This window comes from Streptomyces sp. NPDC054047 (assembly GCF_055585065.1).
Genome location: NZ_JBVJKV010000001.1, coordinates 1,069,770 through 1,095,967, shown reverse-complemented (window position 1 = coordinate 1,095,967; position 26,198 = coordinate 1,069,770). Strand labels below are relative to the sequence as shown.

The following is a 26,198-nucleotide window of genomic DNA, read 5'->3' as shown; positions in this document are numbered from 1 at the left end:
TCACACCCACGTCCGAGGGCGGAAACGGTTGGCCCGCTCCACCAGTTCGATCCTTTCCTCGCCACCCTGTGCGAGCCGGGCAAGCGTTCGGTACGAGCGCTCCAGGCCGAACCTGAGGCCGCGCTCGTCCAGGTCGCTGCCGAGCAGCACGGTCCGCGAGCCGCCCGCCGGTGCAGCGGGTGCTGCCGGTGGAGCGGAGGCGTGACCAGGGTGCCTACCGGAGAGTACCCAGTCCAACGCGGTACCGAGGACCTCGGTGGAGAGTCGCTCACGGCGTACGGCGTCCAGGCCGAAGCCCGCGAGGGCCTCCACCTGGCCCGCCGCCGCCGTCAGATCGTCGAGGAAGCCGACGAAGGAGCCGCCGGCCGACGGCGCGGTGGCCGATGTCATACGGTGCCGCAGTCTGGCCCGCACCGCGGCGACACGCGCCGCCGTGTAGTGGATCGAGGCCTCGGGCACCGACTCCAGGGTCTGCACGGCACCGCGCCGGTCGTCCGCCGCGAGCTGCACCCGGGCCAGGCCGAACGCCGCGCTGACATAGCTCGGGTCGGTGGTCCATACGAGGCGGTAGTACTCGGCCGCGTTGTCCAGCTGCTCCAGGACCTCCGCGCAGACGCCGAGGGCCAGCTTGGGCGCGGGCTCGCCGGGGAACGCGTCGTACACGGCGTCGAAGGACAGCGCCGCGTTCTCGTGGTCACCGGTCGCCAGCGAGGCCACGCCGCGGTACCAGACCACCCGCCAGTCGTCCGGATGCTGTATTTCCAGCTCCGTCAACGCCTGCGCCGCGGAGTCCGGTTCACCCATGGCCAGGCGGGCACGGAGCCCGCGCAGCCGCAGCTCCACGGAGTCGGTGGGCGCGGCCCGCAGCGCGGTGATCAGCTCGGCGGGAGCGGACGCCAGCAGGCCCGCTAGGAACCCGGCGTTCGGGTCGTTCGGGTCCACGCGCGGCACCGGCAGGGCGAGCGCCGTCGCGGCGGCGTCGAGAGAGCGGACGATCCGGGCCGGCGCGGCGGCGGGCGGCACGGGCGGTGCGGTGATCGCCGGGGTGCCGGTACCGGTGCCGGTGCCGTTGCCCTCGCCCGCCGTCAGCTCGGCGCGGGCCCCGCGCCGGCCGGTGGGCAGCACCCGTACGCCGAACTGCGAGACGTCACCGGTCAGTTCGGCGAACAGCTCCGTGTCCGTGACCTTCACCTCGGGCCCGAACAGCGTCGAGAGCGCGGGCCGCGGCTTGCCCGTCTGGAGGGCCACGACCTCCCGCAGGACGCCCGTGAGCTGCTCCGCCATCTCCTGGGCGGAGGCGAACCTGCGGGCCGGGTCCGGGTCGGTGGCGCGCACGAGGAGGCGGTAGAACGACTCGTACGTACGGAAGACCTCGATGTTGTCGGGGTCCGGCAGGGAGTCCACGAAGACGTTCGTGTAGCCCTGGAAGTCGAAGGTGAGCACGGCAAGGGTGCGCGCCACCGTGTACAGGTCGGAGGCCACCGACGGGCCAAGCTCGGCGACTTCGGGGCCTTGATAGCCGACCGTTCCGTAGATCGCCGACTCGTCGTCGTCCATGCGGCGGACCGCGCCCATGTCGATCAGCTTGAGCTGGTCCTCGGTCTGGATGGCGTTGTCGACCTTGAAGTCGCAGTACAGGAGATTGCGGCTGTGCAGATGGCCCAGGGCCTCCAGGGCCTCGATGCCGAACGCGCAGGCCTGCTCGACGGGCAGCGGGTCGCGCTTGCCCTGCGCCGTGCGGCGTTCGTTGGCGATCTCCTTGAGGGACTTGCCGCCGACGTACTCCATGACGATGTAGCCGTCCATGGAGCCCGTGCGCTGGTCGAGGTGCTCGACGAAGTTGTAGATCCGCACGATGTTGCTGTGCTCGATCTCGGCGAGGAAGCGGCGCTCGGAGATCGCGGCGGCCATCGCGTCCTGGTCGCCCGTGTCGAGCAGGCCCTTGAGGACCACCCAGCGGTCGGAGACCGCGCGGTCGACGGCGAGATAGACCCAGCCGAGGCCGCCGTGCGCCAGACAGCCCACGACCTCGTACTGACCGTGCACGATGTCGCCCGCGGTCAGCTTCGGCACGAACGAGTACGGGTGGCCGCACTTGGTGCAGAACCCCTCGGTGCGGCCGGGCCGGTCCCCGCGCGCGCGGCCCACCGGCGCCCCGCAGTCGGAGCGTGAGCAGAATCGCTTGCGCTCGGGGACCTCGGGGTTCTCCTGCACCGCCTGGCGCGGATCGGGGCGCGGCACCTCGGGTACGAGCACCAGGCCCACGCCCAGCCTGCTGCGGGCCGATGTACCCGCACCCGAGCCCGAGCTGCGCACCGAGACCGAGCGGGACGTCGAGCTGCCCGACAGCGAGCGCGAGAGCCGCCCCGACACCGAACGGCGCGAGGACTGGGACCGTGAGGAACGCGACGAGGCGCGCGAACTGGACCGGGAGCTGCTGCTGCCCGCGCTCTTGGCGCCGCCGGTGATGCCGGTCGGGGGAGAGGACACCATGCCGGTCGGCGAGACGACCGGGGCCAGGCCGCAGGTGTCGCAGTACAGCTCGCCGCCGCCCACGTCCTCGTACGACCCTGTGCATCCGGGTCGCTGGCACTTCCGCTGCTCACTCATGCTTCCCCCCTCCGGTCGGTGGGACCGCCCTGTTGCGGCACCCTCGGTGCAAGGACTTCGGCGGCCGCCTGCTGATAACGAAGCACCGCCTGTTCGGCGACGCGCAGATCGCAGGGCGCGCTCCACAGCATCCGGCGCGCCGCGTCGTACCGCTCGACCAGGAGCGGGTCCTCCGCGTGGCCGAGCCGGGCGACCTTCGCCTTGTACGCGTCCAGGCGGCCGCGCAGCTCCGCGCGGACCGCCAGGGGCTGCGTGACGGCGGTCAACGACTCGCGGGCGCGCATCAGTTCGTCCTCGGCCTTCTCCTCCAGGGACTCAAGGAGCGGGGAGAGCCGGTGCCACTGGGCGTGCCTGCGGTAGTCGGACGCCATGGCCAGCTGCTCCTGGAGCGCGGTCGAGGGGCCGCTGACGGCGGGCACCTCGGACGCGGCGATCTTGGCGAGGACCTCGCCGCGCGCGGAGCGTGCCTCGGCCAGCGTGCGGTCCGCGCGCGAGAGCACGTCCCGCAGCCTGCCCAGGCGCAGCTCCGCGTCCTGCCGGACGGTGAGCACCGCGTCGATCTCGCGGCGCACGTCCTCCAGGGCGCGGGCCTCGCGGTCGTACCGCTCGGTGTGCGGCCGGCCGCCGCCCGGGGCCGAACTGCCCTGCGCGGGCTGCCAGAAGGCCAGCGGGTCGGAGATCACCTGCTCGCGCAGGAGGGTCAGCTCCGCCGTGATCCGCTCCAGGTCGTCGCCCGCCGGGTGCTCGCCGGGACGCACTCCCACGGAGTGGGCCAGCTGGCGGGTGCGGTGCAGCTCGGCGGCCAGGAGGTCTATCCGGGCGGGCAGCGCGGACCAGACCGCGTCGGCGGCGACGACCATGTCGAGCGAGTGCGCGTACAGGTCGTTCATCCGCGCGACGAGCTCGATGAGCGTGAAGCGTTCGGTGAGCTTGGCCGGGCCGGTGATCGAGGCCGACGGCGCGGGGGCGGCGCCGCCGGCGACGGTGACGCTCTCACCGCGAAGGAGTTCGGTCAGCTCCACCAGGTCGTCCCTGTTGGGCCAGCGTCTGCGGGCCCGCACCTCGTGCGCGGCGCGCAGCGCGGCCGCGTACGCGTCGAAGTACGCCCACAGGAGGGTGATCTGCTGCTCGGTGGACTGCCAGCGCTCCTGGGTGGTGCCGGTGAGACCGGCACCTTCGAGGAGCCGGCGGCCCGCGTGATCCTGAAGGGCGAGGAGCGAGGTCTCGATCGCCTCGTGCTCTGCGTCGAGCCGCGCCAGCGCACGGTCCACCTCGTCCCGGTCCATCACAGGACCGGGGGGTCCCGCGACGCTCATCGATCACCTCTCCGCTCTGCGTTGCTGTGCACGTCCGGCTCAGTCGCTGTACTTCGGTGCGGGCGGTCCCGCCGATTCGCCGAGGGCCGGCTTGAGCCAGTTGTCGTACGACTTCTGCCAGCCGCTCTCGCGGTAGTCCTCCAAGACTTGGTTGACCCGGCGCACCAGGTCGTCCTCGCCCTTCTCCGGCTTCTTCATCGCCACGCCGTAGTACTCGGTGTTCAGCGGTGCGTCGCCCTTGAGTTCGATCGTCGGGTCCTGTGCCGCCTGGCTCGCGGCGAGGGCGCTGTCGGTCACCACGGCGTCCACCTCGCCGAGCTGGAGCCGCACCAGACAGTCGAGCTGGTTCGGGACCGTGGTCGCGATGTCGGCGTCGATGGTCTTCTTCTTCTTGAGCTCCCCCAGCTTCGTGAGCGCCGTGGAACCCTTCGCCGAGCAGACCTTCTTGCCGTCCAGTGTGTCGTCGAACCCGGTGATGTCCGAGGACTTGGGGGCGAGGACCTGCTGACCCGTCTTGAAGTAGGCGGTGGAGAACGTGACGTCCTTCTCGCGCTCGCAGGTGATGGTCATCGTCCGCACGACCATGTCGACCTGGCCGGTCTGTATGGCCTTGACCCGCTGGTTGGTGGGGATGGCGCGGAACAGCACGGCGTCGCGGTCGCCGAGGATCTCCTCGGCGATCTTGTGCGCGAGGTCGATGTCGAAGCCTTCGAGCGTCGCCGTCTTCTTGTTCGGGTCGCGATAGCCCCAGCGGTAGCTGTTCTGGTCGACGCCGACGATGAGCTTCTTGACCTTGCGGTCGCGGATGGCCTCGATCGTCGGGCCGTCCTTGTCGTCGGGCGACAGGCTCGCCTCGGGGCTCTCGCACTCCTCGGCGCGCGCGGGAGCGGCCGCGGCGGAGCCCTGGGCGGACCGGCCCTTGCCTTCGCCGTCGGACTTGACCGCGCTGCCCGCCTCCGGCAGCGCAAGCACGAGGGAGCCCGTGAGTGCGCAGGCCACCGCCATGGCGGCAGCTCCGCCCCAGCCGCGCAGCCTCGCCAGTCCTCGCGTACGCATCGTCCGCTCGCCCCCTCTCACCTGTACTCCGACAGCCTGCGCCCGATGCCGAGCACCGCGCCCGCCGCGGCGAGCACCGCGAGCACGGCGGCGCCCACCGGGAGCCCGCTCATCGCTCCCTTGCCGTCCTTCGCCGCCTGCTCGAACTCGGCCCGCTCATGCCCCAGCGCCCTCTCGAGTGCCTTGTCGACATTGTCGAAGCACTCACCGGTGGGCTCGTCGCTCTTGTCGCCGACGACCTTGGCGAGCGCTCCCTTGTAGTCACCCGCGTCGTCGCTGTCGCGCGCGGTCTTGTGCCGGTCCTTCCAGACCGACACGTTGTCCGCGGCGGCCTTGACCGGGTTCTTGCCCGCCTCGTTGTCGGCGATGTCCACGGCCTTGCCGAGCAGCCCGCTGTCGGCGCTGCCGAGCTGCTTCATCTGCGCCTGGTAGTCGACGTCGAACTTGTCCTTGATCTCTTTCTTGTCCGCGGGGCCGACCTCGACGGTCTCCGCGCCGCGGCTGACCAGCGTGAGGTTCTCGTTGCTGCGGGCCTTGAGCGAGCTGATGCGGGCGTCGTTCAGGACGTTCAGGGACTTCACGCCGTGGTCGTACGAGTCGTTGAGCCCCGAGCGCGCGAAGGTGTGCCCGGCGACGAGCCAGAGCAGGACGATCGTGGACGCGGCGGTCGCGGCGACCAGGCCGTGGTTCAACACACGGTTCGTCCTGCGGTAGTTGCGGCGCTGGGCCCAGAACAGGGCGCCGAGCGCGAGCAGACCGAGGGCGATGGCGAGCCACGGATAGGGCTTCGCGTCGTCGTAGTCCGCGTTCAGCCGCTCCTTCTCCACGGTGTAGAGCTGCTCGGCGGCCGGGAGCATCTCGGTCTGCATCTTGTCGTTCGCGTACCGCAGATAGGCGCCGCCCAGGGGGAGGCCCTGGCGGTTGCTCGCGCGGGCCCGCTCGATCAGGCCGGTGTACTCCGGGAGGAGCTTGTTCAGCTTGCTCACCGAGTCGGCGGCCGACGAGCCCGCGCCCGCGTTCGACGCGGCGTTCGCCAGCTTCTCGGAGGCGCGCTCGATGTCGTCGGTGTACCGCTTGCGCACGTCGGCCGGTTCCTGACCGCCCGCCAGGAAGCCGCTGGAGGCGGCGGTGTTGGCGTCCGCGAGGGAGCGGTAGATGGCCGCCGCGTCGTCGCTCAGCGGCTGGCTGCGGTTCAGGACGCTGCTCGCGGCGTCCGAGCGGTCGGTCATCTGCCAGGTGGTGACGGCGCCGAACGCCACGACGAGCAGCGCGAGGACGGCGCCGATGATCCGCAGCTTGCCCGGTTCCGTCGTCGCCGCCGCGCGCAGCCGGTCGCGTCCCTCGATCCACGCGGGGCGCCGGGGCGCCGCGTTCGGTGCCGGCACGGGTGCCGCGGAGCCCGGACCCGCCTGAGGCGGGACGGTGGGCATCGTCGGCGCGGCCTGTCCCGGCGGCGCGGCGCTGCCGTTCGGCGGGTATGTCACCTCGACCTCGACCTCCCCCTTGGTCATCGGACGTTCACTTCCGCCCGGCGTGCGCGGCGCGGGAAGAAGTGCACGGCCGCAAGTATCGCCGCAGGGACGGACATCCGCACAGGCATTGACTGGATCTTGTTCGGATCATCGTGTCTGGATCACCGTGTCTGGACTCCCCTGTCCGGATCCCGCGAAGATCGCACACCGCCCCTGCCCTTGAATACGCGATTCAGTACGGTTCGGTTCCCTCCCGGGCCGATGAACCGCGCGCCGAGGACTCAGCCGCCCAAGACTCCCACGTCCCCCTCGTAGTGTCCCCGCACGCGCGCGTGCACCTCGGTGGGCGCTCCCACCTGGTCGAGACCGAGCAGCGCGGCGCCCAGCACGGGACGGGCGACGACCACCCGGGCCACCGCCTTGGGTGCCCGCTCGGCCAGCAACGTACGGACGCGGTCGTCCAGTTGCGGGTGGCGGGCGGCCAGGACGCTGCCGCCGAGCAGCACCGGGGCCACCTCGCCGAGCAGGCCGAGGCGGTCCAGGGCCACGGTCGACATGGCGACGACCTCGTCGGCCATCCGGTCCACCAGCGAGCGTGCCACCGCGTCGCCCGCCGCCGCCGTGGCGAAGAGCACCGGCGTCAGCTCGTGCCTGCGGATCGGGGCGATGGCGCCCAGGTGCAGCGCCTCGATCAGCGCGTACATGGAGGGCAGCCCGAAGTGCGCGGGCAGCGTCTCGCGCAGCGCGGTCGCGTCACCGCGGCCGTCCTCGGCCCGCGCCGCGAACCAGAGCGCCTCCTCGGCCAGGCCGCCCCCGCCGCCCCAGTCGCCGGAGATCCGGCCGATGGCGGGGAAGCGCGCGGTGCGCCCGTCGGGCAGCATGCCCACGCAGTTGATGCCCGCGCCGCACACCACGGCCACGCCCCGCGGCTCGGCGTCCTCCAGGAGACCGGCCCGCAGGATGGCGAAGGTGTCGTTGCGCACGTCGACCGAGGGGCCCCACGCGCGCCTGCGCAGGGCCTGGGCCAACTCCCGTTCCTCGACGGGCAGGTCGGCGTTGGCCAGGCAGGCGGACACGTGCCCCACGGAGTCGAGGCCCGCCTCGGCCAGGGCCCGCGTCACCGCCTCCTGGAGGATGTCCACCGCGGCCTCGACGCCGACCAGGGGCGGCTGGAACCCGCCGCCGCGTGCCGCGCCGACGACCCTGCCGTCGGCCGCGACCACCGCGACGTCGGTCTTGCTGTTGCCCGCGTCGATCGCGAGCACGCTCGTGCTCACGCCCACGCCAGGTGCTCCCGGTTGTGCGCGATGAGCCGGTCGGTGAGCTGCTCGGCGTACGCGTACTGGCCGACCAGCGGGTGAGCCAGCAGTGCCTTGAAGACGCGGTCGCGGCCGCCGTGCAGCGCGGCCTGGAGGGCCAGGTCCTCGTAGCCGGTGACGTTGGCGACGAGCCCGGCGAACAGCGGGTCCAGCTTCGGCACGGCGAGCGGCTTGGCGCCCTTGCCGTCGACCGTGGCCTGCACCTCGATGACGGCGTCGTCCGGCAGGAACGGCAGCGTGCCGTTGTTGACGGTGTTCACCACCTGGTAGGGGCTGCCGCCGTTGCCCAGCAGCGAGGCCGCCAGGTCCACGGCCGCCTCCGAGTAGAAGGCGCCGCCGCGCTTGGCGAGCAGCTCCGGCTTCTCGTCGAGCGTCGGGTCGCCGTACATCTCCAGCAACTCGCGTTCCATCGCGGCCACTTGCGAGGCGCGCGAGGGCTTGGTCCGCATCTCCTCGACCACCGCGTCGTGCTGGTAGAAGTAGCGCAGGTAGTACGAGGGCACGACGCCGAGCCGGTCGACGATCTCGCGCGGCATGTGCAGGTCCTCGGCGACCGCGGCGCCGTGCTCGGCCAGGAGCTTGGGCAGGATGTCGGCGCCGTCCGGGCCCCCGAGCCGTACGCCCGTCTCCCACGTCAGGTGGTTGAGCCCCACGTGGTCGAGGTGCACCTCGCCCGGCGCGACGTCGAGCAGCCTGGCGAACTTGCGCTGGAAGCCGATCGCCACGTTGCACAGGCCCACGGCCTTGTGACCGGCCTGGAGCAGCGCGCGCGTGACGATGCCGACCGGGTTGGTGAAGTCGATGATCCAGGCGTTCGGGTTCGTGCGCCGTACGCGCTCGGCGATGTCCAGGACGACCGGCACGGTGCGCAGGGCCTTGGCGAGGCCGCCCGCTCCGGTGGTCTCCTGGCCGACGCAGCCGCACTCCAGGGGCCACGTCTCGTCCTGGTTGCGGGCCGCCTGGCCGCCGACGCGCAGCTGGAGCAGGACCGCGTCGGCGTCCGCGACGCCCGCGTCCACGTCGGAGGTGGTGACGATGCGGCCGGGGTGCCCCTGCTTGGCGAAGATGCGGCGGGCGAGCCCGCCGACGAGTTCGAGACGGTCGGCCGCGGGGTCGACGAGGACGAGCTCCTCGATCGGCAGGGTGTCCCTCAACCGTGCGAATCCGTCGATGAGTTCGGGTGTGTAGGTCGACCCTCCGCCGACCACTGCGAGCTTCATATCGGTGCTAGCCCTTTACTCCGGTGAGGGTGACGCCTTCGACGAAGGCCTTCTGTGCGAAGAAGAAGACGAGGATGACCGGCGCCATCACGAGCAGCGTCGCGGCCATCGTCATGTTCCAGTTGACGGCGTGGGCGCTCTTGAACGACTCGAGGCCGTAGCTCAGCGTCCAGGCGCCGGGGTTCTGGGCCGCGTAGATCTGCGGCCCGAAGTAGTCGTTCCAGCAGTAGAAGAACTGGAAGAGCGCGATGGCGGCGATGCCGGGCTTGGCCATCGGCACGACGATCTTGACCATGGTGCGGAACTCGCCGCACCCGTCGACCTTCGCCGACTCGATGTACTCCTTGGGGATCGTCAGGAGGAACTGGCGGAGCAGGAAGATCGAGTACGCGTCGCCGAACGCCATCGGGATGATCAGCGGCCACAGCGTGCCCGACAGGTGGAACTGCTGCGCCCACACCAGGTACATGGGGATCACGATGACCTGCGGCGGCAGCATCATCGTCGAGATGACCAGGAGCATCGCGGCGCGCCGGCCGCGGAAGCGGAACTTGGCCAGCGCGTACGCCACGGGGATCGCCGAGCAGACGGTGAAGAGGGTGCCCAGGCCCGCGTACATGAGCGAGTTGCGCCACCAGTCCAGGAAGCCCGGCGTCTCGAACACGGTCTTGTAGTTCTCCCAGTGCCAGGAGTCGGGCCACAGGTCGCCGCTCATGGCCTGCGAGTCGCTCATCACCGACGTCAGGAAGACGAAGACGAACGGCAGGACGAAGAGCAGTGCGACGGCTATCGCCACGCTGTGCACGGCGATCCAGTGCAGGACGCGCTTGCGGCGGGCGCGGGCGGCGGCGGGGCCCCGGAGCGGGGCGGTGCGTTCGGGCGCCGTCTTGGGCGCGCTGAGTGTCGTGGTGGTCATGGAATCCTCAGTCCTCCGCCGCGAGCAGTCCGGAGCGCTTGCGCATCAGGAGCAGCGTGACGGCCATGGCGATGGCGAAGAGCACGAGCGAGAGCACGCACGCGGCACCGGTGTTGAAGTTCTGGAAGCCCATCGAGTAGACGAGCTGGGGGACCGTGAGGGTCGAGTGGTCCGGGTAGCCGGGCTGGATCACCGAGCCGGGGCCGATGTTGACGCCGGAGGCGACCTTCCCCGCGACCAGGGCCTGCGTGTAGTACTGCATGGTCTGCACGACGCCCGTGACCACCGCGAACATCACGATCGGCGTGATCGCGGGCCAGGTCACGTAGCGGAACTTGGACCAGGACCCCGCGCCGTCCAGGTCCGCGGCCTCGTACTGCTCCTTCGGCACGTCGAGCAGCGACGCCATGAAGATCACCATCAGGTCGCCGATGCCCCACAGGGAGAGCAGCACGAGCGAGGGCTTGGCGGTGTCCGGGTCGTTGAACCAGTTGGGCCCGGAGATCCCGATCGAGCCGAGGATCTCGTTCACCGGGCCCGTGCCCGGGTTGAGCAGGAAGACGAAGGCGACGGTGGCGGCCACCGGCGGGGCGAGGTACGGGATGTAGAAGGCGGTGCGGAAGAAGCCGGCGCCCGTCTTGATCTTCGTGACGAGCAGTCCGAGCGAGAGTCCGAAGACCACCCGCACGGCCACCATGACCACCACCAGCCAGAGGGTGTTCCACAGGGCCGGGCCGAACAGGGGCATCTGCTCGAACACGTACGTCCAGTTCCGCAGGCCCACGAAGGTGGGCTCCTTGATCTGGTTGTAGTGCATGAACGAGAAGTAGACGGTGGCGATCAGCGGGTAGGCGAAGAAGACGCTGAAGCCGACGAGCCAGGGGGAGAGGAAGCCGATCGTGCGCAGTCTGCGGCGCGCCGGGTTGGAGAGGGAAAGTGCCATGGCGGGGTCCTCAGCTCAGCTCTTCGACTGGAGGTTGTCGGCGTCTATCTGCTCGTCGAGCTTCTTCAGGCGCCCTCGCAGATCACCCACGCGGCCGGCCTCGACGGCGTACGAGAAGTCCCCGAGCGAGACGACGTAGGCGCCGCCGTTCACGGAGGGCGGCAGGGCCTTGCTGTGCTTGTTCTCCAGGATGTCGAAGAAGGCCCGGAAGGCCGGATCGGCGTCCAGGCGCGGCGACTTGAGCGCCGCGAACGTGGAGGGCACGTTGTGGATGGCGTTCGCGAAGTTCACGACCTGGTCGGTGTCCGCGGTCAGGAACCTCACCAGCTCCCACGCGGCGTTCTGGTGCTTGCTGCTGTGCGCGATCCCGGCGACGGTGCCGGTGATGAAGCCGCGCCCGTAGGTGTCGGCCTGGTCGTCGGGGACGGGCAGCGGCGCCACGCCCCAGTCGAAGTCCGCCTTCGCCTCGTCCAGCATCAGACCGCGCCACTCACCGTCCAGGAGCATGGCCACCTTGCCGGTCAGGAAGGCGTTCTGGCTGGACATCTCGTCGCCGAAGGTCATCCGGAACTTCTCGAGATCGTTGAACCCGCCCTGCGCGGCGGCGAGTCGGCCGGTCGTCTTGAAGAACTTGTACGTCGAGGGCTCTTTCGCCAGGCGCGACTTGCCCTCGGCGTCGAAGTACGCGGGGCCCCACTGTGCGAAGAGGCGGTCCGGACTGTTCTGGTAGAAGCGGAAGCTGGGCATGAACCCGACGCGCTTGTACCCGTTCCTGCCGCTGCGCACGGTCAGCTTCTTCGCGACCTTCTCGAACTCGGACATCGTGCGCGGCGGGCGCTCGATGCCCGCCTCCTTGTAGGCGTCCTTGTTGTAGTACATCCCGAAGGCGTCCGCGAGCAGCGGCAGGGCGCACTGCGTGCCCCGGTAACTCGTGTAGTCGAGCAGGGTCTTGGGGAAGACCTTGTGCTTGTCGAGGCCGGTCTTCCTCATGAACGGATCGAGGTCCGCCCACATCCCGGATTCGCAGTACTGGCCCACGTTGTTGGTGGTGAAGGACGACACCACGTCAGGGGCCTTGTCGCCGCCCGCCCGCAGGGCCTGGTTGACGGTCTCGTCGGAGACGTTCCCGGTGGCCTTCACCTTGATGTTCGGGTGCAGCTTCTCGAAGCGGTCGATGCTGTCGTTGACGGCCTTGACCTCGCCGGGCGTCGACCAGCCGTGCCAGAACTTCAGGGTGACCGGCTTGGTCGGGTCGTCGTTCGCGCTGCCGACGCTCGGGTTGGCGCAGCCGGAGAGCAAGAGACCGGCTGCGGCGAGCGCCGCGGACGCGCAGGTGGGCATGCGCCATCGCGGCATGGCGGACTTCCTTTACGGGGGAGGGGAGTTGAGGTGCGGGAGGACTGGGGAGGACTGCGGGAGTGCGGGACGTGCTCAGGCCGTGTCGAAGACCTGGTCGCGGGCCTGGGTGAGGGCCGAGCGCAGGGCGCCGGTCAGGATGGGGTCGCCGTCGAGTTCGCTGATGCGGATCTGCGGCCGGGGCAGCGCGAGCCCGGTCAGCTCCTCCTCGACCCTGACGCGCAGCTTGTCGCCGCCCGCCTGGGCCACCGAGCCGGAGAGCACGACGAGTTCGGGGTCGACGACGGCGACGACCGCGGCGATGCCGGTGGCGATGCGCCGCGCGACCTCGTCGAGCGCGGTGTCGTCGGCCATGACCTCGTCCAACGTCGCGCCGCCGCCGGTGAGTTCACGCACGACGTAGGCGGAGACGAGGCTCTCGAAGCCGCCGTCGCCGCTCTGCGCGCCGCCGCGCACCAGCGGCGCGCCCGGCAGCGGCATGTAGCCGATCTCGCCCGCGCCGCCGGTCGCGCCGCGCAGCAGGGTGCCGCCGAGCACGATGGCGGCGCCGACGCCCTCGTCGAGCCAGGTCAGGACGTAGTTGTCGTTGTCCTGGGCGGCGCCCTCGTACTGCTCGGCGACGGCCGCCAGGTTCACGTCGTTCTCGATGACCACGGGCGTGCCGAGGACGGCGGCGAGATCGTCGCGCAGCGTCCGCGAGTGCCAGCCGGGCAGGTGCGGGGCGTACCGCAGTTCACCCGTCTGCGGGTCGATGGCGCCGGGGGTGCCGATCACCGCCGCCCGCAGGTCGTCGTGGCCCAGGCCCGCCTGGCGCAGCGCCTCGTCGACGGCCTCGGTGACCAGCTGCGCGGTGCGGTGGCGCACGTCCTCGGCCACGGCGTCCGCCTCGACGCGCGCCTGGCCCAGGACGGTGCCGGTGATGTCGGCGACGAGCGCGGTGATCCCGGTGGGGTCGGCGGAGAGCGCGGCGACGTGTCCGGCGCCCGGGTCGATCTCGTACAGCAGGGCGTTGGGGCCTGGGCGTCCGCTGAGGCTGCCGGTGGTGTGCACGAGGCCCGCGCTCTCCAGGCGTCCCAGGAGCTGCGAGGTGGTGGGCTTGGAGAGCCCGGTCAGCTCACCGATGCGGGTGCGGGTGAGGGGGCCGTGCGCGACGAGGAGGTCGAGCACTGCCCGGTCGTTCATCGCGCGCAGGACGCTCGGCGTGCCCGGGGTCCCAGGAGTGCTGCCTGCTGCTGCCATGACGACCCCTGTCCTTCGGCTGCCCGGTTAACTGTTAGGAAACTTTCCAATTCGTGAGGACCGTACGGCTGGCGTGAATGAGGCGTCAATAGCGAACGCCCCCGCGGCAACCAAGTCGTTACCTGCGGGGGCGTGGCGTTGCACGGGGTGCGGCTGGGGCCGGGCGGTCCTACTTCGACAGGTTCGGCGGCGGGGCTATCGGCGAGGCCGCAAGGGACTGCGGCGAGGTCGCCGACGCGTACGCCGAGGGCGCCGCGACGCCCGCCGACGGATCGGCCGCGGCCTCCTCCGTCGCCTGCAGCGGGAGGCCGCCCACGATGCGGATGCCCGCCTCGTCGAAGGCCCGCTTGATGCGCCAGCGCAGCTCGCGCTCCACACCCAGGGCGTTGCCCGGCATGGTCTTCGCCGACACCCTGACGACCATCGAGTCGAGCAGCACGCTGTCCAGGCCGAGCACCTCGACCGGGCCCCAGAGGCGCTCGTTCCACGGCTCGTCCTTGGCCATGGCCTCGCCGACCTCGATCAGCTTCGCCTGCACCTTCTCCAGGTCCTCGTCCGGGCGGACCGTGACGTCCACGCCCGCCGTGGACCAGCCCTGGCTGAGGTTGCCGATGCGCTTGACCTCGCCGTTGCGGACGTACCAGATCTCGCCGTTGTCGCCGCGCAGCTTGGTCACGCGCAGGCCGACCTCGATCACCTCGCCGGACGCCACGCCCGCGTCGATCGAGTCACCCACGCCGTACTGGTCCTCCAGGATCATGAAGACGCCGGAGAGGAAGTCCGTGACCAGGTTGCGGGCGCCGAAACCGATCGCCACACCCGCGACACCCGCCGAGGCGAGCAGCGGGGCGAGGTTGATCTGGAACGTGCCCAGGATCATCAGGGCGGCCGTGCCCAGGATCAGGAACGACGCCACCGAGCGCAGCACCGAGCCGATGGCCTGGGAGCGCTGGCGGCGGCGCTCCACGTTCACGAGGAGCCCGCCGAGCGCCGTGCCGTTCACGGACTGCGCCGTGCGGTTCATGCGATCTATGAGCTTGGTGATGGAACGCCGGATGACCACGCGAAGGACGACGGCGACCGCGACGATCAGCAGGATGCGGAGCCCGATGCCCAGCCACGCCGACCAGTTCTGCTCGACCCAGCTGGCGGCGTTCGTCGCGCTCTCCTGGGCGTCTTCCAAGGTCGGGGACTTCGGCGTCGTCTTGTCGTCCGGGTCCGTTCCGGCTGCTGACAGGACGGACAGGAACACGGCAGGTACCTCCAGGCATAGCGGCCTGCCCAGGAGATGCACCGGGCAGAGTCACCACACTAACGGGGCATTGTGTGTGGATCGTTGTCATGTTCGAGGGAGAGACAGTGCTCACCTGGGGAAGATGAGGGTGTCGCACAGGTGTGGTCGAAAACACTCCGAGCCCGTTACCGGCACATGGTGGCGCTTGGACCAGGCATGAGGGGAGACTGGCTACAGATCGTCCCGGCGCGAGCCACGCGCCGCCGGCGTAATAGGAGGCATCCGTGCCGCACGTCCTGGTCCTCAATGCGTCGTACGAGCCATTGGGTGTCGTACCGCTCCGCCGCGCGCTCGTCCTCGTCCTGGAGAACAAGGCTCTCTGCCTCGAGGAATCCGGCGCCTTCATGCACAGCGCAACGCGCACCGTCCCCGCACCCAGCGTGGTCCGCCTCAAGCGGTTCGTCCGGGTCCCTTACAGGGGGCCCGTTCCTCTGACCAGGCGGGCGCTCTTCGCCCGCGACGGCGGTCGGTGCATGTACTGCGGTGGCGTCGCAACCAGCGTCGACCACGTCATTCCGAAGAGCCGTGGCGGTCAGCACGCCTGGGAGAACGTGGTGGCGTCCTGCCGCCGCTGCAACCACACCAAGGCGGACCGCCATCTCCTGGAGCTGGGGTGGCGCCTGCGTCACAAGCCCGCGCCGCCCTCGGGGCTCGCGTGGCGCATCATCGGGACCGGGCACAGGGATCCGCGCTGGCTGCCGTACTTGCAGCCGTTCGGCGCGGACGACGCGATGGCCCGGATCGATGGCATTTCCGCCTAGGAATCGATCCGGGCTCTGTTGTACGTGAGACGCGCCACGGCCTCCGTCACTCGTCGGCGGCCGTGGCGACCGCGTAGGCCTCCACCGACCAGAGCGAGTAGCCGAAGCGCGTGGCCCTCTTGTCGCCCTGCACCCGGATGTAGCGGGTGTCACGGGCGTCCATGCGGACCGCCTCGCGGCCGCCCTTGCCGTCCTTCACGGTCGCCGCCGTGCGCCAGGTCTTCCCGTCGGCGGAGGTCTGCACGCGGTAGCCCGCCGCGTACGCGTCCTGCCAGCGCAGGACGACCTGGCCGAGCCTGACCGGCTCGTCGAGCTCCAGCTGCCACCAGGCGCCGTCCTCCACCGGCGAGGACCAGCGGGTCGCCGGGTCGCCGTCGTTGGCGCCGGACGCCGGGAAGTCCTTCGTCTCGTCGCCCGACGAGGACGCCTTCGCGCCGCGCGCCAGGTCGCGCCCGCCGGTGCGCGGGTAGGCGCGGATCGAGACCGTCCTGGTCTGGCCCTCGAAGGTGACCGGGATCTCGTACGTCCCCGAACGCGTGCCCGCGGGGACGGTGACGTCGAGCGGGACGTCCACCTGCGCGCCGCGCGGCAGCGTCGACTTCTCCGGGGTGCGCACCTCGACGCCCTTGGGCGCCTCCGCCGTGACCTTGCCCTGTACGTCGCCGGGGCGCAGGGAGAGCAGCTTCGCCGTGACCCGCTGCGGGCCGCCGCCGATCTCCACGTCCGCCTCGGTGCGGGCCAGCGAGAAGCGGGCCTCGGGGGCGTCGGCGTACCAGGGGACGACGTGGCGGACCGTGCCCTCGGTGACCGTGACGCGCACGGCGTCGGCGCGGGGGGCGGAGTCCTTCCGTCCGGCGGGCTTCGCGGGCTCGGCCTCGGTGAAGCCGCTGGCGGACAGGGCGCCGATGCGGCGCCAGCCCTCGCCCGGGACGTGGGCCTCGATGCTGCCCTTGGTGCCGGGGTCGGTCAGCGCGGTCACCGCCGTGAGGGGGCGGGCGCGCGGGATGCGGACCGTCGCGCGGTCCGACGCCTGCTCGCTGTCGAGCCCCGCCCACGTCTCGTACGCCTTCTGCGACCGCGTCAGGAAGGGGGCGAGGACGCCCTTGCCGACGGTCACCCGGCCGGCCCTCAGGTCCTTCTGGAGCCCGGCCAGGGTGCGCGAGGCGCGCCAGGCTGCCGCGCCGTCTCCGGTGGACTGCGCGCGCAGCATGTCGACCGCCGTCTCGCCGGCTTCCCCGTAGCGCGCCAGCTGCTCGACCCAGGGCCGTACCTCGGTGTCGAGATCGCTGCCGGCGAGCCGCCGCGGCGCCTCCTTCATGATGGTGAAGGCGTCCCGCAGGGCCTGCCCGGACTTTCCGATGCGGGCGGTGTCCGTCGTCGTGCGCGCGCGCCAGAAGTCGTCCATGAGCGGGCGCAGATACGCCGATTCGTCGGCGCCGAGCACGGAGGAGGCGTCATTGCCCGCGAGGGCCCGCAGGGCGCCCCGCGCCTTCGCGTCGCCGCCCGAGAGGTCGTCGATCGCGGCGAGCCAGGACTCGTGGGGACGGTAGGCGCGGGGATTCCAGGCGTAGTCGGCGGCGGTGAACAGCGGGATGCGGGACGCGGAGGGCTGCTCCATGGCGTTGCCGAGCAGCGCGGCCGAGCCGGTGGCCACGGCGGGCTCACGGCCGGTGTAGGGGCCCAGGAAGATACGGTCCTGCGCGAAGTCGTTGACGGGGTAGTTGTCCATCGTCACGAGCGGATGCGAGCCGAACGCCTTGCGGGCGCCCGCCAGTTCACGCCCGGTGATGGTCTTGGGGACCACGCCGACGCCGGTCCACGCCACCTCGACGCGGTGGTCGAGCCGGTCCGCGATCGCGTCGCGGTACTCGGTGGAGCCGTCCTGGTAGTACTCCGTGGGCATCAGCGAGAGCGGCTTCGCGCCGGGGTGGCGCTCGGCCAGGTGCGCGGAGACGGCGTTGGCGACGCGGGACTGCGCCTTCGCCGCGGCGTCGGGCCCCGAACCGAAGGCCTCGGCGTCCGCCTCGCAGTGCCACTCGCTGTAGCTGACGTCCTGGAACTGAAGCTGGAAGGCGCGCACGCCAAGGGCCCACATCGCGTCGATCTTGCGGTTCAGGGCCTTGATGTCCTTGTCGGACGACATGCACATGGCCTGGCCGGGGGCGACGGCCCAGGCGAGCGTCACGTGGTTGCGCTCGGCCCGCTCGGCGAGGGCGCGGAAGTCGGCGCGCTGGTCGGCGGGGTAGGGCTCGCGCCAGCGCGCCTGGCGGTAGAGGTCGTCGCCGGGCGCGTACAGGTAGCGGTTCTGCTTCGTGCGGCCCATGAAGTCCAGCTGGTCCAGGCGCTGCTCGCGGGTCCACGGAGTGCCGTAGAAGCCCTCCGTCATGCCGCGCACCGCCGTGCCGGGCCAGTCGCGGATCTGGACTCCGGGGACGGTGCTCCTGCCGCCTGCGCTCTTGGTGATCAGCTGGCGCAGGGTCTGCACGCCGTGGAAGAGGCCGTCATCACCCGCGCCCGCGAGGGCGACGGTGTCCTGGCCGCCGATCCGGCCCACCGCCAGGCGGTAGCCGCCGGACGGGAGGTCGCCCCGTGCACGGGCGCCGAGGGTGCGCAGTGCCTGGTCGGCGCGCACGCCGTCGGCGCGGACGACGAGGCGCCCGCTCCCCGCGGGGAGCTGATCGGCGTCCTTCACCTCCGTGATCCTGCGGGCGCCCGCGTCGCGCAGGAGCGTGCGCAGGGCGTCCATGGCGTACGGGTCCGGGTCCTGGCCGGTGGCAAGGACGACCTCGTCCGTGACGGTGACCGAAGCACCGGCCGCGGTCATCGACTGGGGGCGGGGCCAGACCGGGGGGAGGGTGCCGTCGCTCTCCCGGTCGTCGTCCGGGGACGTGGCGGGGGTGCCGGGCTTTCCGGGGAGGCCGGGGGCGGCGACGGCGCCGGGGGCGCCACCGAGGGCGCCTGCGATGACGGCGACGGCGATGGCCGCCGCGCCTTTCCTGCGCCGCAGTTGCACGGCCCTCTCCTCGTTGTCCCTCGTCCTGGTGATCACGTGTGGTGCGCTGGTTGTCTCAGGGTGTCACTGAGCCCACCACTCGCGTGGCGGGGGTGTCAACGGGCGTGGGTGTTGTGGGGGTTTTCTTCCCTGTGACATTGGCGGATTCGCCCTCCGGCGCCGACGGGGCTGGAATGAACTCCCCGGATGCGGGAAGGGACGCAGACCCGGGGGAAAGGAAGATCTTGCGTCCGGACCCCCACCCAGGGAAACGAATGTGAGTGCGCGCACGTTCATACAACGGATATGTCTGCGATCCCGCGCATTGGGTAGGGCTGCCGAAGACCTGCCCCCTGACATTGGAGCCTTACGTGCCCGCTTCCGCGAACCTCCTCCTCTCCGCTCTCTCCAAACAGGTCTCCGGTCCTGACTCCGGTCTCGACGGATCCTGCGCCTGCGGCTGCCTCGAGCCGCCCCTGACCAGCGAGCCCCCGCTGGCCGACGCCGCACCCCTGACCAGCGAGCCTCCGCTCGCCGACGCCGCCCCGCTGACCAGCGAGCCGACCTCCACCGGCACCGCGTCGGGCCTGGCCTACATGGGGGTCTAAATGGCCCCACCCGGAGCGACCGGACCCACCACCGGACCCACCGGAACCACCACCGGCCCCACCGGCCCCACCGGCCCCACCGGACTTTCCCGCCTCGCGGCCCTGCACGGCGTGGCGACCTCTTACTCCCCGTCCCCGGACCGAACGGTTCCGGCCACCGACGCCGCGGTGATCGCGGCCCTGGCCGCCCTCGACGTGGACGCGAGCACCCCCGAGGCGGTGCGGCGCGCCCTCACGGCCCGTGAGACGGAGCTGAGCGCCCGGCTGCTGCCACCGACGGTGGTGGTGTGGCAGGGCGGCCCTCCGGCGCCCCCGCCGTGGTCAGGGCTGCCGCCGGGCACGCGGGTGTGCGTGGAGACGGAGTGGGGGGAGCGGCTGGAGTGGGAGTCGCCCGGGCCGGACGAGGTCCCGCCGGGCGCGGATTCCCCGGACGGCGCGCTGCCCCTGGGCGTGCACACGCTGCGGGCCACGACGCCGGGCCCCGAAGCCCGCGCGGCCACCGCCCACTTGATCGTCGCCCCGTACCGCCTGCCGCCCCCGCGCGAGAAGACGTACGGAGTGCTCGTCCAGCTCTACTCCCTCCTCTCCCGCCGCTCCTGGGGCATGGGCGACCTCGGGGACCTGGCCGAGCTCGCCGCCTGGTCCGGGCGGGCCCTGCGTGCGGGATTCGTACAGGTCAATCCCCTGCACGCGGCGGTTCCGAAGCCGCTGGACGGGTCGTCCGACCCCTCTCCGTACCGCCCTTCGTCGCGCCGCTTCCCCGACCCCGTCTACCTCCGCGTCGAGGACGTTCCCGAGTACGCCCACCTGGACGGCGAGGCCCGCGACCTGGCCGCCCACCTCACGCGCCGAGCCGCCGCGCTGCGCGAATCCGTACTCCAGCAGGGCCAGTTGATCGACCGTGACGCGGTCTGGACGCTCAAGCTCAAGGCCCTGGAGCTGATCCGCGAGGTCCCGCTCGGCCCCGGACGCCGCGCCGCCTACAACGACTTCCTCGCCGAGCACGGCGAAGCCCTCGAGGACCACGCCACGTGGTACGCGCTGGCCGAGCGGCACGGCCCCGACTGGCACACCTGGCCCGAACCCCTGCGCGACCCCGCATCACCCCAGACCTCCCGCGCCCGCCGCGAGTTGATGGACCGGGTGGACTTCCACTGCCGTCTCGCCTGGCTCACCGACGCCCAACTCGGCGCCGCGCAGCGCTCCGCACGCGACGCGGGCATGGACATCGGCCTCGTGCACGACCTCGCGGTGGGCGTGCACCCGGCAGGAGCCGACGCCTGGGCGCAGCAGCGGCACTTCGCGGCGGGCATGTCGGCGGGCGCCCCGCCGGACGCGTTCAACGCGCGCGGCCAGGACTGGGGCCTTCCGCCCTGGCGCCCCGACCGCCTCGCCGAGTCCGGGTACGCCCCCTACCGCGCCCTCCTGCGCGGACTGCTCCGGCACGCGGGCGCGATCCGCATCGACCACGTGATGGGGCTCTTCCGGCTCTGGTGGGTACCCGAAGGCCGCGCGCCCACCGAGGGAACGTATGTCCGGTACGACGCCGACGCGATGCTCGCGATCCTCGCCCTGGAGGCGCACCGCGCGGGCGCCCTCGTCATCGGCGAGGACCTCGGCACCGTGGAGCCCGGCGTCCGGGAGACCCTCCAGCGGCACGGCGTGCTGGGCACCTCCGTGCTCTGGTTCGAGCGGGACTGGACCGGCACGGGGCGCCCGCTGCCGCCCGAGCGGTGGCGCGCTGACTGCCTGGCCACCGCCACCACCCACGACCTGCCGTCCACCGCGGCCCGCATCACCGGCGAGCACGTCCAACTCCGCGACCGGCTCGGCCTGTTGACCCGCCCCGTGGCCGTCGAGCAGGCCGAGGCCGCGGCCGACGTGTCGGAGTGGCTCGCGCTGCTCTCCCGCCTCGGGATGCTGCCCGGCGGCGGTGGACACGAGCAGGAGGAGATCCGCGCCGTCCACCGCTTCCTGCTCGCCACCCCGGCCCGCATGGTCGGCGTCTGGCTGCCGGACGCGGTCGGTGACCGCCGCCCGCAGAACCTCCCCGGCACCTGGGACCAGTACCCCAACTGGCGGCTGCCCATCGCCGACGCCGAGGGGCGCCCCGTCACCCTGGAGGAACTGGCCGCCTCACCGCGCCTGCACGCGTTCATGGACGTGTTCCGCACCCGCGGGAGACCCCGTACGGCACCCCCGGGCGCGCGGCCCGTTTAGCAGTTCGCTACGTTGGCACCGTGGACAAGAAGAACGCCCTGCGCGCCGGCGCCCTGGCTTCCGGTACGACGCTGATGATGCTGCTCATGTCGTCCCCCGCGCTCGCGCTCACGCGCGACGACGGTGACGACCCGGGTCCCGGCCTGAGCGTGATCGACACGCTCGGCCTCTATGTCGCGGCGCCCATCGTGCTGTTCCTGGTGATCGCGGGCCTCGTCATGGTCGGTGACAAGACCCGCAAGCAGGAGAAGAAGGGCTGACGCCACTCCGCTTCAAGAGTTCTCCGTAGGGGGCTCTTCGTCGACGTACGCATGCGTGCGTGCCGACGGAGGGCCCCCTGCGCGTACGTCGGGTGGCGGCATGCCCTCACGGTCGCTCGGCCGTGAGGTAGCGCTGGACCGTCGGCCCGACCCAGTCCGCCAGCTCCGCGCCGGACAGCGCGACCGCGGGCGGGAACCGCAGCACATAGCGGGTCAGCGCCATGCCGAGGATCTGTGAGGCGCAGAGCCCGGCCCGCGCGGGGGCGTCGGCGGGATCGGGGCAGACGCGGCGCGCGACCGGCAGCAGCTGGTCCCTGAAGATCCCCTGCATGCGCTCGGCGCCCGCCGTGTTCGTGATGCCGACGCGCAGCATCGCGGTCAGCACCCCGTCGTTCTCCCAGACGTCGAGGAAGTGCGTCACCAGGGCGCGCCCGATGTCCTCGCGCGCCACCGCGGTGAGATCGGGCAGCCGCAGATCGATGGAGACGGCCGCGGCGAACAGGCCCTCCTTGTTGCCGTAATAGCGCATCACCATCGACGGATCGATCCGCGCGTCCTTGGCGATGGCGCGGATGGTGGCGCGCTCGTAGCCGTCGGCGGCGAACCGCTCGCGGGCGGCGGCGAGGATCGCGCCGCGGGTCGCGTCGGAGCGGCGGGGTGGCGCGGCGGCAGGTTCGTTCGCCGGTTCGTTCGCCGGTTCGTTCGCTGGATCGGGTGCGCTTTCAGTCATGCCAACAAGCGTAGGCCAACATGTGTTGACAGTCCATGACGGCGGCCCTACGTTAGCCAACAAGCGTTGACCAACAGTTGTTGGCACTAGGAGGCCGCCATGAACGGAACCCAGGGCACGACTAAGGGCACGACTCAGGGTGCTACCCAGGACCCGACCGGCGCCGAGGGCCCCGCAGTGATCGTCGTCGGCTCCGGCCCCACCGGACTGCTGCTCGCCGGGGACCTGGCGGCCGCGGGCATCCGGGTCACCCTGCTGGAGAAGCGGCCGCACGGGATCAGCAACCTCTCGCGCGCCCTGGTGCTGCACGCCCGCACCCTCGAACAGTTCGACGCGCGCGGCCTCGCCGACGAACTGGAGGTCAAGGGCAAGGCGCTGGACCGCCTGCGCCTCTTCGGCCGCCTGGAGGTGGGCCTGGACAAGCTGCCCTCGCGCTACAACCACCTCCTGGTCCTGCCGCAGTACGAGGTGGAGCGGGTCCTCGAACGGCGGGCGATCGCGGCCGGCGTCGACTTCCGGTACGAGAGCGAGGTCGCCGGGCTCACCCAGGACGCGGACGGCGTGAGCCTCGAAGTCCGGGGTCCCGGCGGCGGGTCTAGCACACTGCGGGCCGCGTACGCGGTCGGCGCCGACGGACTGCACAGCCCGGTCCGCAAGGCGATCGGCCTGCCCTTCCCCGGGAAGTCCGTCATCCGATCGCTCGTCCTCGCCGACGTGAAGCTCGCCGAGAAGCCCGCCTCGGTCCTCACCGTGAACGCCGCCGGTGACGCCTTCGCCTTCATCGCGCCCTTCGCCGACGGCTATTACCGCGTCATCGGCTGGAACCGCGCCCACAACGTCCCCGACAGCGAGCCCCTCGACCTCGAAGAGGTCAAGGAGATCACCCGCCTCGCGCTCGGCCGTGACTACGGCATGCACGACGCCCGCTGGATGTCCCGCTTCCACAGCGACGAGCGGCAGGCGCCCGCCTACCGGGTCGGCCGGGTCTTCCTCGCCGGGGACGCCGCGCACGTGCACACCCCGGCGGGCGCCCAGGGCATGAACACCGGCCTGCAGGACGCCGTGAACCTGAGCTGGAAGCTGGTGGCGGCGGTCGAGGGCCGGGCCCCTGAAGGCCTGTTGGACACCTACCAGTCCGAGCGGCACCCCATCGGCAAGGCGGTCCTGCGCAGCAGCGGCGGGATCGTGCGGCTGGCGATGGCCAAGCGCCCGTGGTCGATCGCGGCCCGCGCCGTGCTCGCGTCCTTCATCGGCGCCGTGACCCCGATCCGCGACAAGGCGATCGGCCAGATCACCGGCATCGGCTACACCTATCCCGCCCCGAAGGGGGCCCACCGCCTGACCGGGCACCGCGCCCCGGACGTCGCGCTCAAGGAGGGGCGGCTCTACGAGGCTCTGCGCGCGGGCAAGTTCGTGCTGATCGCTCCGGTGGGCGCGGAGTACGACGCGGGGCGTGCGGTCGTGACGCGCTGGGCGAGTGGCCGGCGTACGACCGTCCTCGTCCGCCCCGACGGATACGTGGCGTGGGCGGCCGACGAGGCGGACGCGGGGGAGGTCCGGGCGGCCCTCGCGAGGATCGTTCGATAAGTAATCGTTCAGAAGAACTTCAAAGAATCCTCGAAAAGATTCGATGGACCTGATGGGTGTGGGGGTGCGACGGTAGTCCCGCAACCAACCAAGAGATCAGCCAAGAGATCCCCGCCGGTGGTGCCCACCTCGGCGGGGCTCGTGTTTTCCCGGGCCGATCGGGAGAGAGAAAAGGGATATCAGTGACTGTCCTGGACCGGACGACCCCCATCCACACCGCGGCGGTGCCGTCGGTGCCGACGGCGGTGCCGACGGCGGCGGCGAGCAAGAGGCAGCGGGCCGCGGGCCCCATCGGCCTCGGCCTCGCCCTGGCGGCGCTCGCCACCGTCGTCTGGTCGGGCAGCTTCGTCACCTCGCGTGCGCTGGCCGACAGCGTGCCGCCCATTCAGCACGCGTTCTGGCGGTGGATCATCGCGATCGTGGCGGTGGCGCCGTTCGCGGCGCGCCAGACGTGGCGGCAGCGGGCCCTGCTCCGCAAGCACATCGGCTTCCTGCTCCTGGCCTCCCTCCTCGGCGTCACCGTCTACAACACCCTGGTGAACCAGGCGGGCGTGACCACCACCGCGGGCAACATGGGCATGATCATGGCGGCGTCGCCGGTCCTGATGGCGGTGTACGAACGCCTCGGCGGCGCGAGGCTCGGGGCGCGCCGGGTGACGGGCATGCTGATCGCCTGCGCGGGCGTCCTGGTCCTCGTCTCCGGGGGATCGCTCTCCATGGACTTCGCGGTGGGCGACCTGTGGGTGATCGCGGGGGCCGTCTCCTTCGGCTCGTACAGCGCCCTGCTCAAGCGCAAGCCCGCCGAGATCGGCGGACTGCCGTTCCTCTTCGCGACGTTCACGCTCGGCGCGCTGATGCTGCTTCCGGTGTTCGTGGCCAGCTTCGTGCTGCAGGGCGGCTTCACGCCGACCGTCGGGACGGTCTCCCCGCTCCTGTACGTCGGTGTCGTCTCGTCCGCGATCGCCTTCTTCGCCTGGAACAAGGCGATCTCGATCATCGGCGCCGCCCGCGCCGGGGTCATCTACTACCTCCAGCCGGTGTGCGTCGCCCTGCTCTCCTTCGCGGTGCTCGGCGAGGCGATGGGGTGGCTCCAGGTGATGTGCATGGGGCTGATCCTGGGCGGGGTCGTGCTGGGCGCGGCGCGTGCGAAGAAGTAGGGGCGTCCGGTGCGGCCCGTGGGTCTGGTGCGGCCGGTGGGAAAACCTCTCCTGACCAGTCGGTACGTTGACTCCATGAGCGAGTGGGACATCAAGAAGCTGCAGATCCTGCGTACGTTGAGCGAGCGGGGCACGGTCACGGCGACGGCGCGGACGCTGCAGATGACGCCGTCGGCGGTGTCACAGCAGCTGTCCAACCTCGCGAAGCAGCTGGGGGTGCCGCTCCTTGAGGCGCACGGCCGCCGGGTGCGCCTGACGGACGCGGCGCATCTCGTGCTCCGGCACGCGGAGGCGGTCTTCGCCCAACTGGAGCTGGCCGACGCGGAGTTGGCTGCGTACGCGCAGGGCGAGGCGGGGGAGGTACGCGTCGGGGCCTTCTCCACCGCGGTGCCCGCGCTCGTCGTCCCCGCGGTGCGGGAGCTGCGGGCGGCGGCGCCGGGGATCTCGGTGCGGGTGCGTGAGGTGGAGGCGGCGGAGGCGTACGAGTTGCTGGCCGCGGGGGAGGTGGACGTGGCCCTTTCGCTGGCGGTGACGGCGCCCGCGGCTGCGGACGCGGACACGCGCTTCACGCGGGAGTCACTGCTTGCGGACCCGCTGGACGTGGCGCTCCCGGGGGATCACGCGCTGGCGGAGGCCGAGGGGCTCCGCCTCTCCGACCTGGCCGGGGAGCCGTGGATCTTCGGGGGCAGCGGTCCCTGGTCGGAGATCACGCGGGCGGCGTGCGAGGGGGCCGGCTTCACGCCGGAGCAGGCGCATTCCGCCTCCGGCTGGACGGCGATCCTGGCGATGGTGGAGGCGGGGATGGGGGTGGCCCTGGTCCCGCGGATGGCGGCGGTCCGCCGTGACGGCGTGGTGATGCGAGAACTCTCCGCCGACCGGCCCCGCCGCCATGTGGTGGCGGCGGTGCGGCGGGGGGCCGCCGGGGGTGCGGGGGTCAGCAGGGTCTTGTCGGCGCTTCGGGCGGCGGTTCCCTCGCGGGGGGCGGGGGCGGGGGCGGGGGCGGAATAGGGGCTCCCCTCTGCGCCGGGGGCGCGCCGCGGCTTCGGTGGCCGGGTCTTCGCCTGCGAGCCGCCGGCCTTCCCGCGCTGCGCGCGGATGTCTCCCCCGCGCCCCACAGCCGCATGGTGGCCGGGTCTTCGTCT

At 71.7% G+C, this 26,198-nt stretch carries 20 protein-coding genes; 7 read left to right on the top strand and 13 right to left on the bottom strand.

Translation table 11 applies throughout. The annotated features are described in order from the left end of the window. From ACZ6ZP_RS04940 to ACZ6ZP_RS04890, 11 genes are all read right to left on the bottom strand, one after another. Positions 1 to 2,610, bottom strand: a complete 2,610-nt coding sequence (locus ACZ6ZP_RS04940) for a serine/threonine-protein kinase (RefSeq protein WP_383826942.1) — start codon at positions 2,608 to 2,610, stop codon at positions 1 to 3. After that, positions 2,607 to 3,926, bottom strand: coding sequence for a coiled-coil domain-containing protein (locus ACZ6ZP_RS04935; RefSeq protein ID WP_351164528.1), 1,320 nt, complete (start codon positions 3,924 to 3,926; stop codon positions 2,607 to 2,609). The genes ACZ6ZP_RS04940 and ACZ6ZP_RS04935 overlap by 4 nt, the downstream gene beginning before the upstream one ends. 39 nt (positions 3,927 to 3,965) lie before the next feature. Beyond that, the gene (locus tag ACZ6ZP_RS04930) at positions 3,966 to 4,982 is read right to left on the bottom strand and encodes a glutamate ABC transporter substrate-binding protein (RefSeq protein ID WP_351164527.1); all 1,017 of its coding nucleotides are present in this window, start codon (positions 4,980 to 4,982) and stop codon (positions 3,966 to 3,968) included. Positions 4,983 to 4,999: 17 nt separating this feature from the next. Then, the gene (locus ACZ6ZP_RS04925) at positions 5,000 to 6,466 is read right to left on the bottom strand and encodes a hypothetical protein (RefSeq protein WP_383826988.1); all 1,467 of its coding nucleotides are present in this window, start codon (positions 6,464 to 6,466) and stop codon (positions 5,000 to 5,002) included. Between the two features lie 269 nt (positions 6,467 to 6,735). Beyond that, complete coding sequence (locus ACZ6ZP_RS04920) at positions 6,736 to 7,737, bottom strand: N-acetylglucosamine kinase (protein ID WP_351164524.1); 1,002 nt, start codon at positions 7,735 to 7,737, stop codon at positions 6,736 to 6,738. After that, the gene (locus ACZ6ZP_RS04915) at positions 7,728 to 8,993 is read right to left on the bottom strand and encodes a 6-phospho-beta-glucosidase (protein ID WP_351164523.1); all 1,266 of its coding nucleotides are present in this window, start codon (positions 8,991 to 8,993) and stop codon (positions 7,728 to 7,730) included. The genes ACZ6ZP_RS04920 and ACZ6ZP_RS04915 overlap by 10 nt, the downstream gene beginning before the upstream one ends. 7 nt (positions 8,994 to 9,000) lie before the next feature. After that, a complete protein-coding gene (locus ACZ6ZP_RS04910; RefSeq protein WP_351164521.1) occupies positions 9,001 to 9,909 on the bottom strand; it encodes a carbohydrate ABC transporter permease in 909 nt (302 codons plus the stop codon). A gap of 7 nt (positions 9,910 to 9,916) precedes the next feature. Continuing rightward, a complete protein-coding gene (locus ACZ6ZP_RS04905) occupies positions 9,917 to 10,852 on the bottom strand; it encodes a carbohydrate ABC transporter permease (RefSeq protein ID WP_351164520.1) in 936 nt (311 codons plus the stop codon). Between the two features lie 15 nt (positions 10,853 to 10,867). Further along, positions 10,868 to 12,208: an ABC transporter substrate-binding protein gene (locus tag ACZ6ZP_RS04900; protein ID WP_399977325.1), complete on the bottom strand. Its 1,341-nt coding sequence runs from the start codon at positions 12,206 to 12,208 to the stop codon at positions 10,868 to 10,870. Positions 12,209 to 12,283: 75 nt separating this feature from the next. Beyond that, positions 12,284 to 13,447, bottom strand: a complete 1,164-nt coding sequence (locus ACZ6ZP_RS04895) for an ROK family transcriptional regulator (protein WP_351164517.1) — start codon at positions 13,445 to 13,447, stop codon at positions 12,284 to 12,286. A 169-nt stretch (positions 13,448 to 13,616) separates the two neighbouring features. Next, entirely contained in the window at positions 13,617 to 14,699 is a 1,083-nt protein-coding gene (locus ACZ6ZP_RS04890; protein ID WP_351164515.1) for a mechanosensitive ion channel family protein, read from the bottom strand. A gap of 266 nt (positions 14,700 to 14,965) precedes the next feature. On the opposite strand from ACZ6ZP_RS04890, the gene ACZ6ZP_RS04885 reads away from it, so the two are divergent. Further along, entirely contained in the window at positions 14,966 to 15,502 is a 537-nt protein-coding gene (locus ACZ6ZP_RS04885) for an HNH endonuclease (protein WP_190080400.1), read from the top strand. 46 nt (positions 15,503 to 15,548) lie between these two features. Here the strand turns inward: ACZ6ZP_RS04885 and ACZ6ZP_RS04880 are convergent, their stop codons facing one another. Continuing rightward, a complete protein-coding gene (locus tag ACZ6ZP_RS04880; protein WP_469405802.1) occupies positions 15,549 to 18,515 on the bottom strand; it encodes a beta-N-acetylglucosaminidase domain-containing protein in 2,967 nt (988 codons plus the stop codon). A gap of 350 nt (positions 18,516 to 18,865) precedes the next feature. Between ACZ6ZP_RS04880 and ACZ6ZP_RS04875 the strand changes: the two genes are divergently transcribed. Genes ACZ6ZP_RS04875 through ACZ6ZP_RS04865 form a run of 3 tightly spaced genes read left to right on the top strand, consistent with a single transcriptional unit; the run spans position 18,866 to position 21,582 of the window. Then, on the top strand, positions 18,866 to 19,102 hold the full coding sequence (locus ACZ6ZP_RS04875; RefSeq protein WP_351164512.1) for a hypothetical protein: 237 nt from the start codon (positions 18,866 to 18,868) through the stop codon (positions 19,100 to 19,102). After that, a complete protein-coding gene (gene malQ, locus ACZ6ZP_RS04870; RefSeq protein ID WP_469405542.1) occupies positions 19,103 to 21,322 on the top strand; it encodes a 4-alpha-glucanotransferase in 2,220 nt (739 codons plus the stop codon). It abuts the gene before it with no gap. A gap of 20 nt (positions 21,323 to 21,342) precedes the next feature. Then, complete coding sequence (locus ACZ6ZP_RS04865; protein ID WP_351164510.1) at positions 21,343 to 21,582, top strand: hypothetical protein; 240 nt, start codon at positions 21,343 to 21,345, stop codon at positions 21,580 to 21,582. 106 nt (positions 21,583 to 21,688) lie between these two features. Here the strand turns inward: ACZ6ZP_RS04865 and ACZ6ZP_RS04860 are convergent, their stop codons facing one another. Further along, positions 21,689 to 22,312 carry a TetR/AcrR family transcriptional regulator gene (locus ACZ6ZP_RS04860; RefSeq protein ID WP_351164509.1) on the bottom strand — a complete coding sequence of 208 codons (624 nt, stop codon included), beginning with the start codon at positions 22,310 to 22,312 and terminating at the stop codon, positions 21,689 to 21,691. A gap of 99 nt (positions 22,313 to 22,411) precedes the next feature. Between ACZ6ZP_RS04860 and ACZ6ZP_RS04855 the strand changes: the two genes are divergently transcribed. The 3 genes from ACZ6ZP_RS04855 to ACZ6ZP_RS04845 all read left to right on the top strand — a co-directional run bounded on the left by ACZ6ZP_RS04855 (position 22,412) and on the right by ACZ6ZP_RS04845 (position 26,064). Further along, positions 22,412 to 23,899, top strand: a complete 1,488-nt coding sequence (locus ACZ6ZP_RS04855) for an FAD-dependent monooxygenase (RefSeq protein ID WP_469405540.1) — start codon at positions 22,412 to 22,414, stop codon at positions 23,897 to 23,899. 182 nt (positions 23,900 to 24,081) lie between these two features. Then, positions 24,082 to 25,056, top strand: coding sequence for a DMT family transporter (locus ACZ6ZP_RS04850; protein WP_469405538.1), 975 nt, complete (start codon positions 24,082 to 24,084; stop codon positions 25,054 to 25,056). 75 nt (positions 25,057 to 25,131) lie between these two features. Continuing rightward, the gene (locus ACZ6ZP_RS04845) at positions 25,132 to 26,064 is read left to right on the top strand and encodes a LysR family transcriptional regulator (protein ID WP_469405537.1); all 933 of its coding nucleotides are present in this window, start codon (positions 25,132 to 25,134) and stop codon (positions 26,062 to 26,064) included. Positions 26,065 to 26,198: the final 134 nt, after the last annotated feature.

Bases quoted from the DNA above. Each gene is read 5' to 3' on its own strand.
- ACZ6ZP_RS04845 (WP_469405537.1), top strand. From the start codon at position 25,132: ATGAGCGAGTGGGACATCAAGAAGCTGCAGATCCTGCGTACGTTGAGC.
- ACZ6ZP_RS04895 (WP_351164517.1), bottom strand. From the start codon at position 13,447: ATGGCAGCAGCAGGCAGCACTCCTGGGACCCCGGGCACGCCGAGCGTC.
- ACZ6ZP_RS04935 (WP_351164528.1), bottom strand. From the start codon at position 3,926: ATGAGCGTCGCGGGACCCCCCGGTCCTGTGATGGACCGGGACGAGGTG.
- ACZ6ZP_RS04910 (WP_351164521.1), bottom strand. From the start codon at position 9,909: ATGACCACCACGACACTCAGCGCGCCCAAGACGGCGCCCGAACGCACC.
- ACZ6ZP_RS04855 (WP_469405540.1), top strand. From the start codon at position 22,412: ATGAACGGAACCCAGGGCACGACTAAGGGCACGACTCAGGGTGCTACC.
- ACZ6ZP_RS04930 (WP_351164527.1), bottom strand. From the start codon at position 4,982: ATGCGTACGCGAGGACTGGCGAGGCTGCGCGGCTGGGGCGGAGCTGCC.
- ACZ6ZP_RS04860 (WP_351164509.1), bottom strand. From the start codon at position 22,312: ATGACTGAAAGCGCACCCGATCCAGCGAACGAACCGGCGAACGAACCG.
- ACZ6ZP_RS04900 (WP_399977325.1), bottom strand. From the start codon at position 12,208: ATGCCGCGATGGCGCATGCCCACCTGCGCGTCCGCGGCGCTCGCCGCA.
- ACZ6ZP_RS04905 (WP_351164520.1), bottom strand. From the start codon at position 10,852: ATGGCACTTTCCCTCTCCAACCCGGCGCGCCGCAGACTGCGCACGATC.
- malQ (WP_469405542.1), top strand. From the start codon at position 19,103: ATGGCCCCACCCGGAGCGACCGGACCCACCACCGGACCCACCGGAACC.
- ACZ6ZP_RS04940 (WP_383826942.1), bottom strand. From the start codon at position 2,610: ATGAGTGAGCAGCGGAAGTGCCAGCGACCCGGATGCACAGGGTCGTAC.
- ACZ6ZP_RS04915 (WP_351164523.1), bottom strand. From the start codon at position 8,993: ATGAAGCTCGCAGTGGTCGGCGGAGGGTCGACCTACACACCCGAACTC.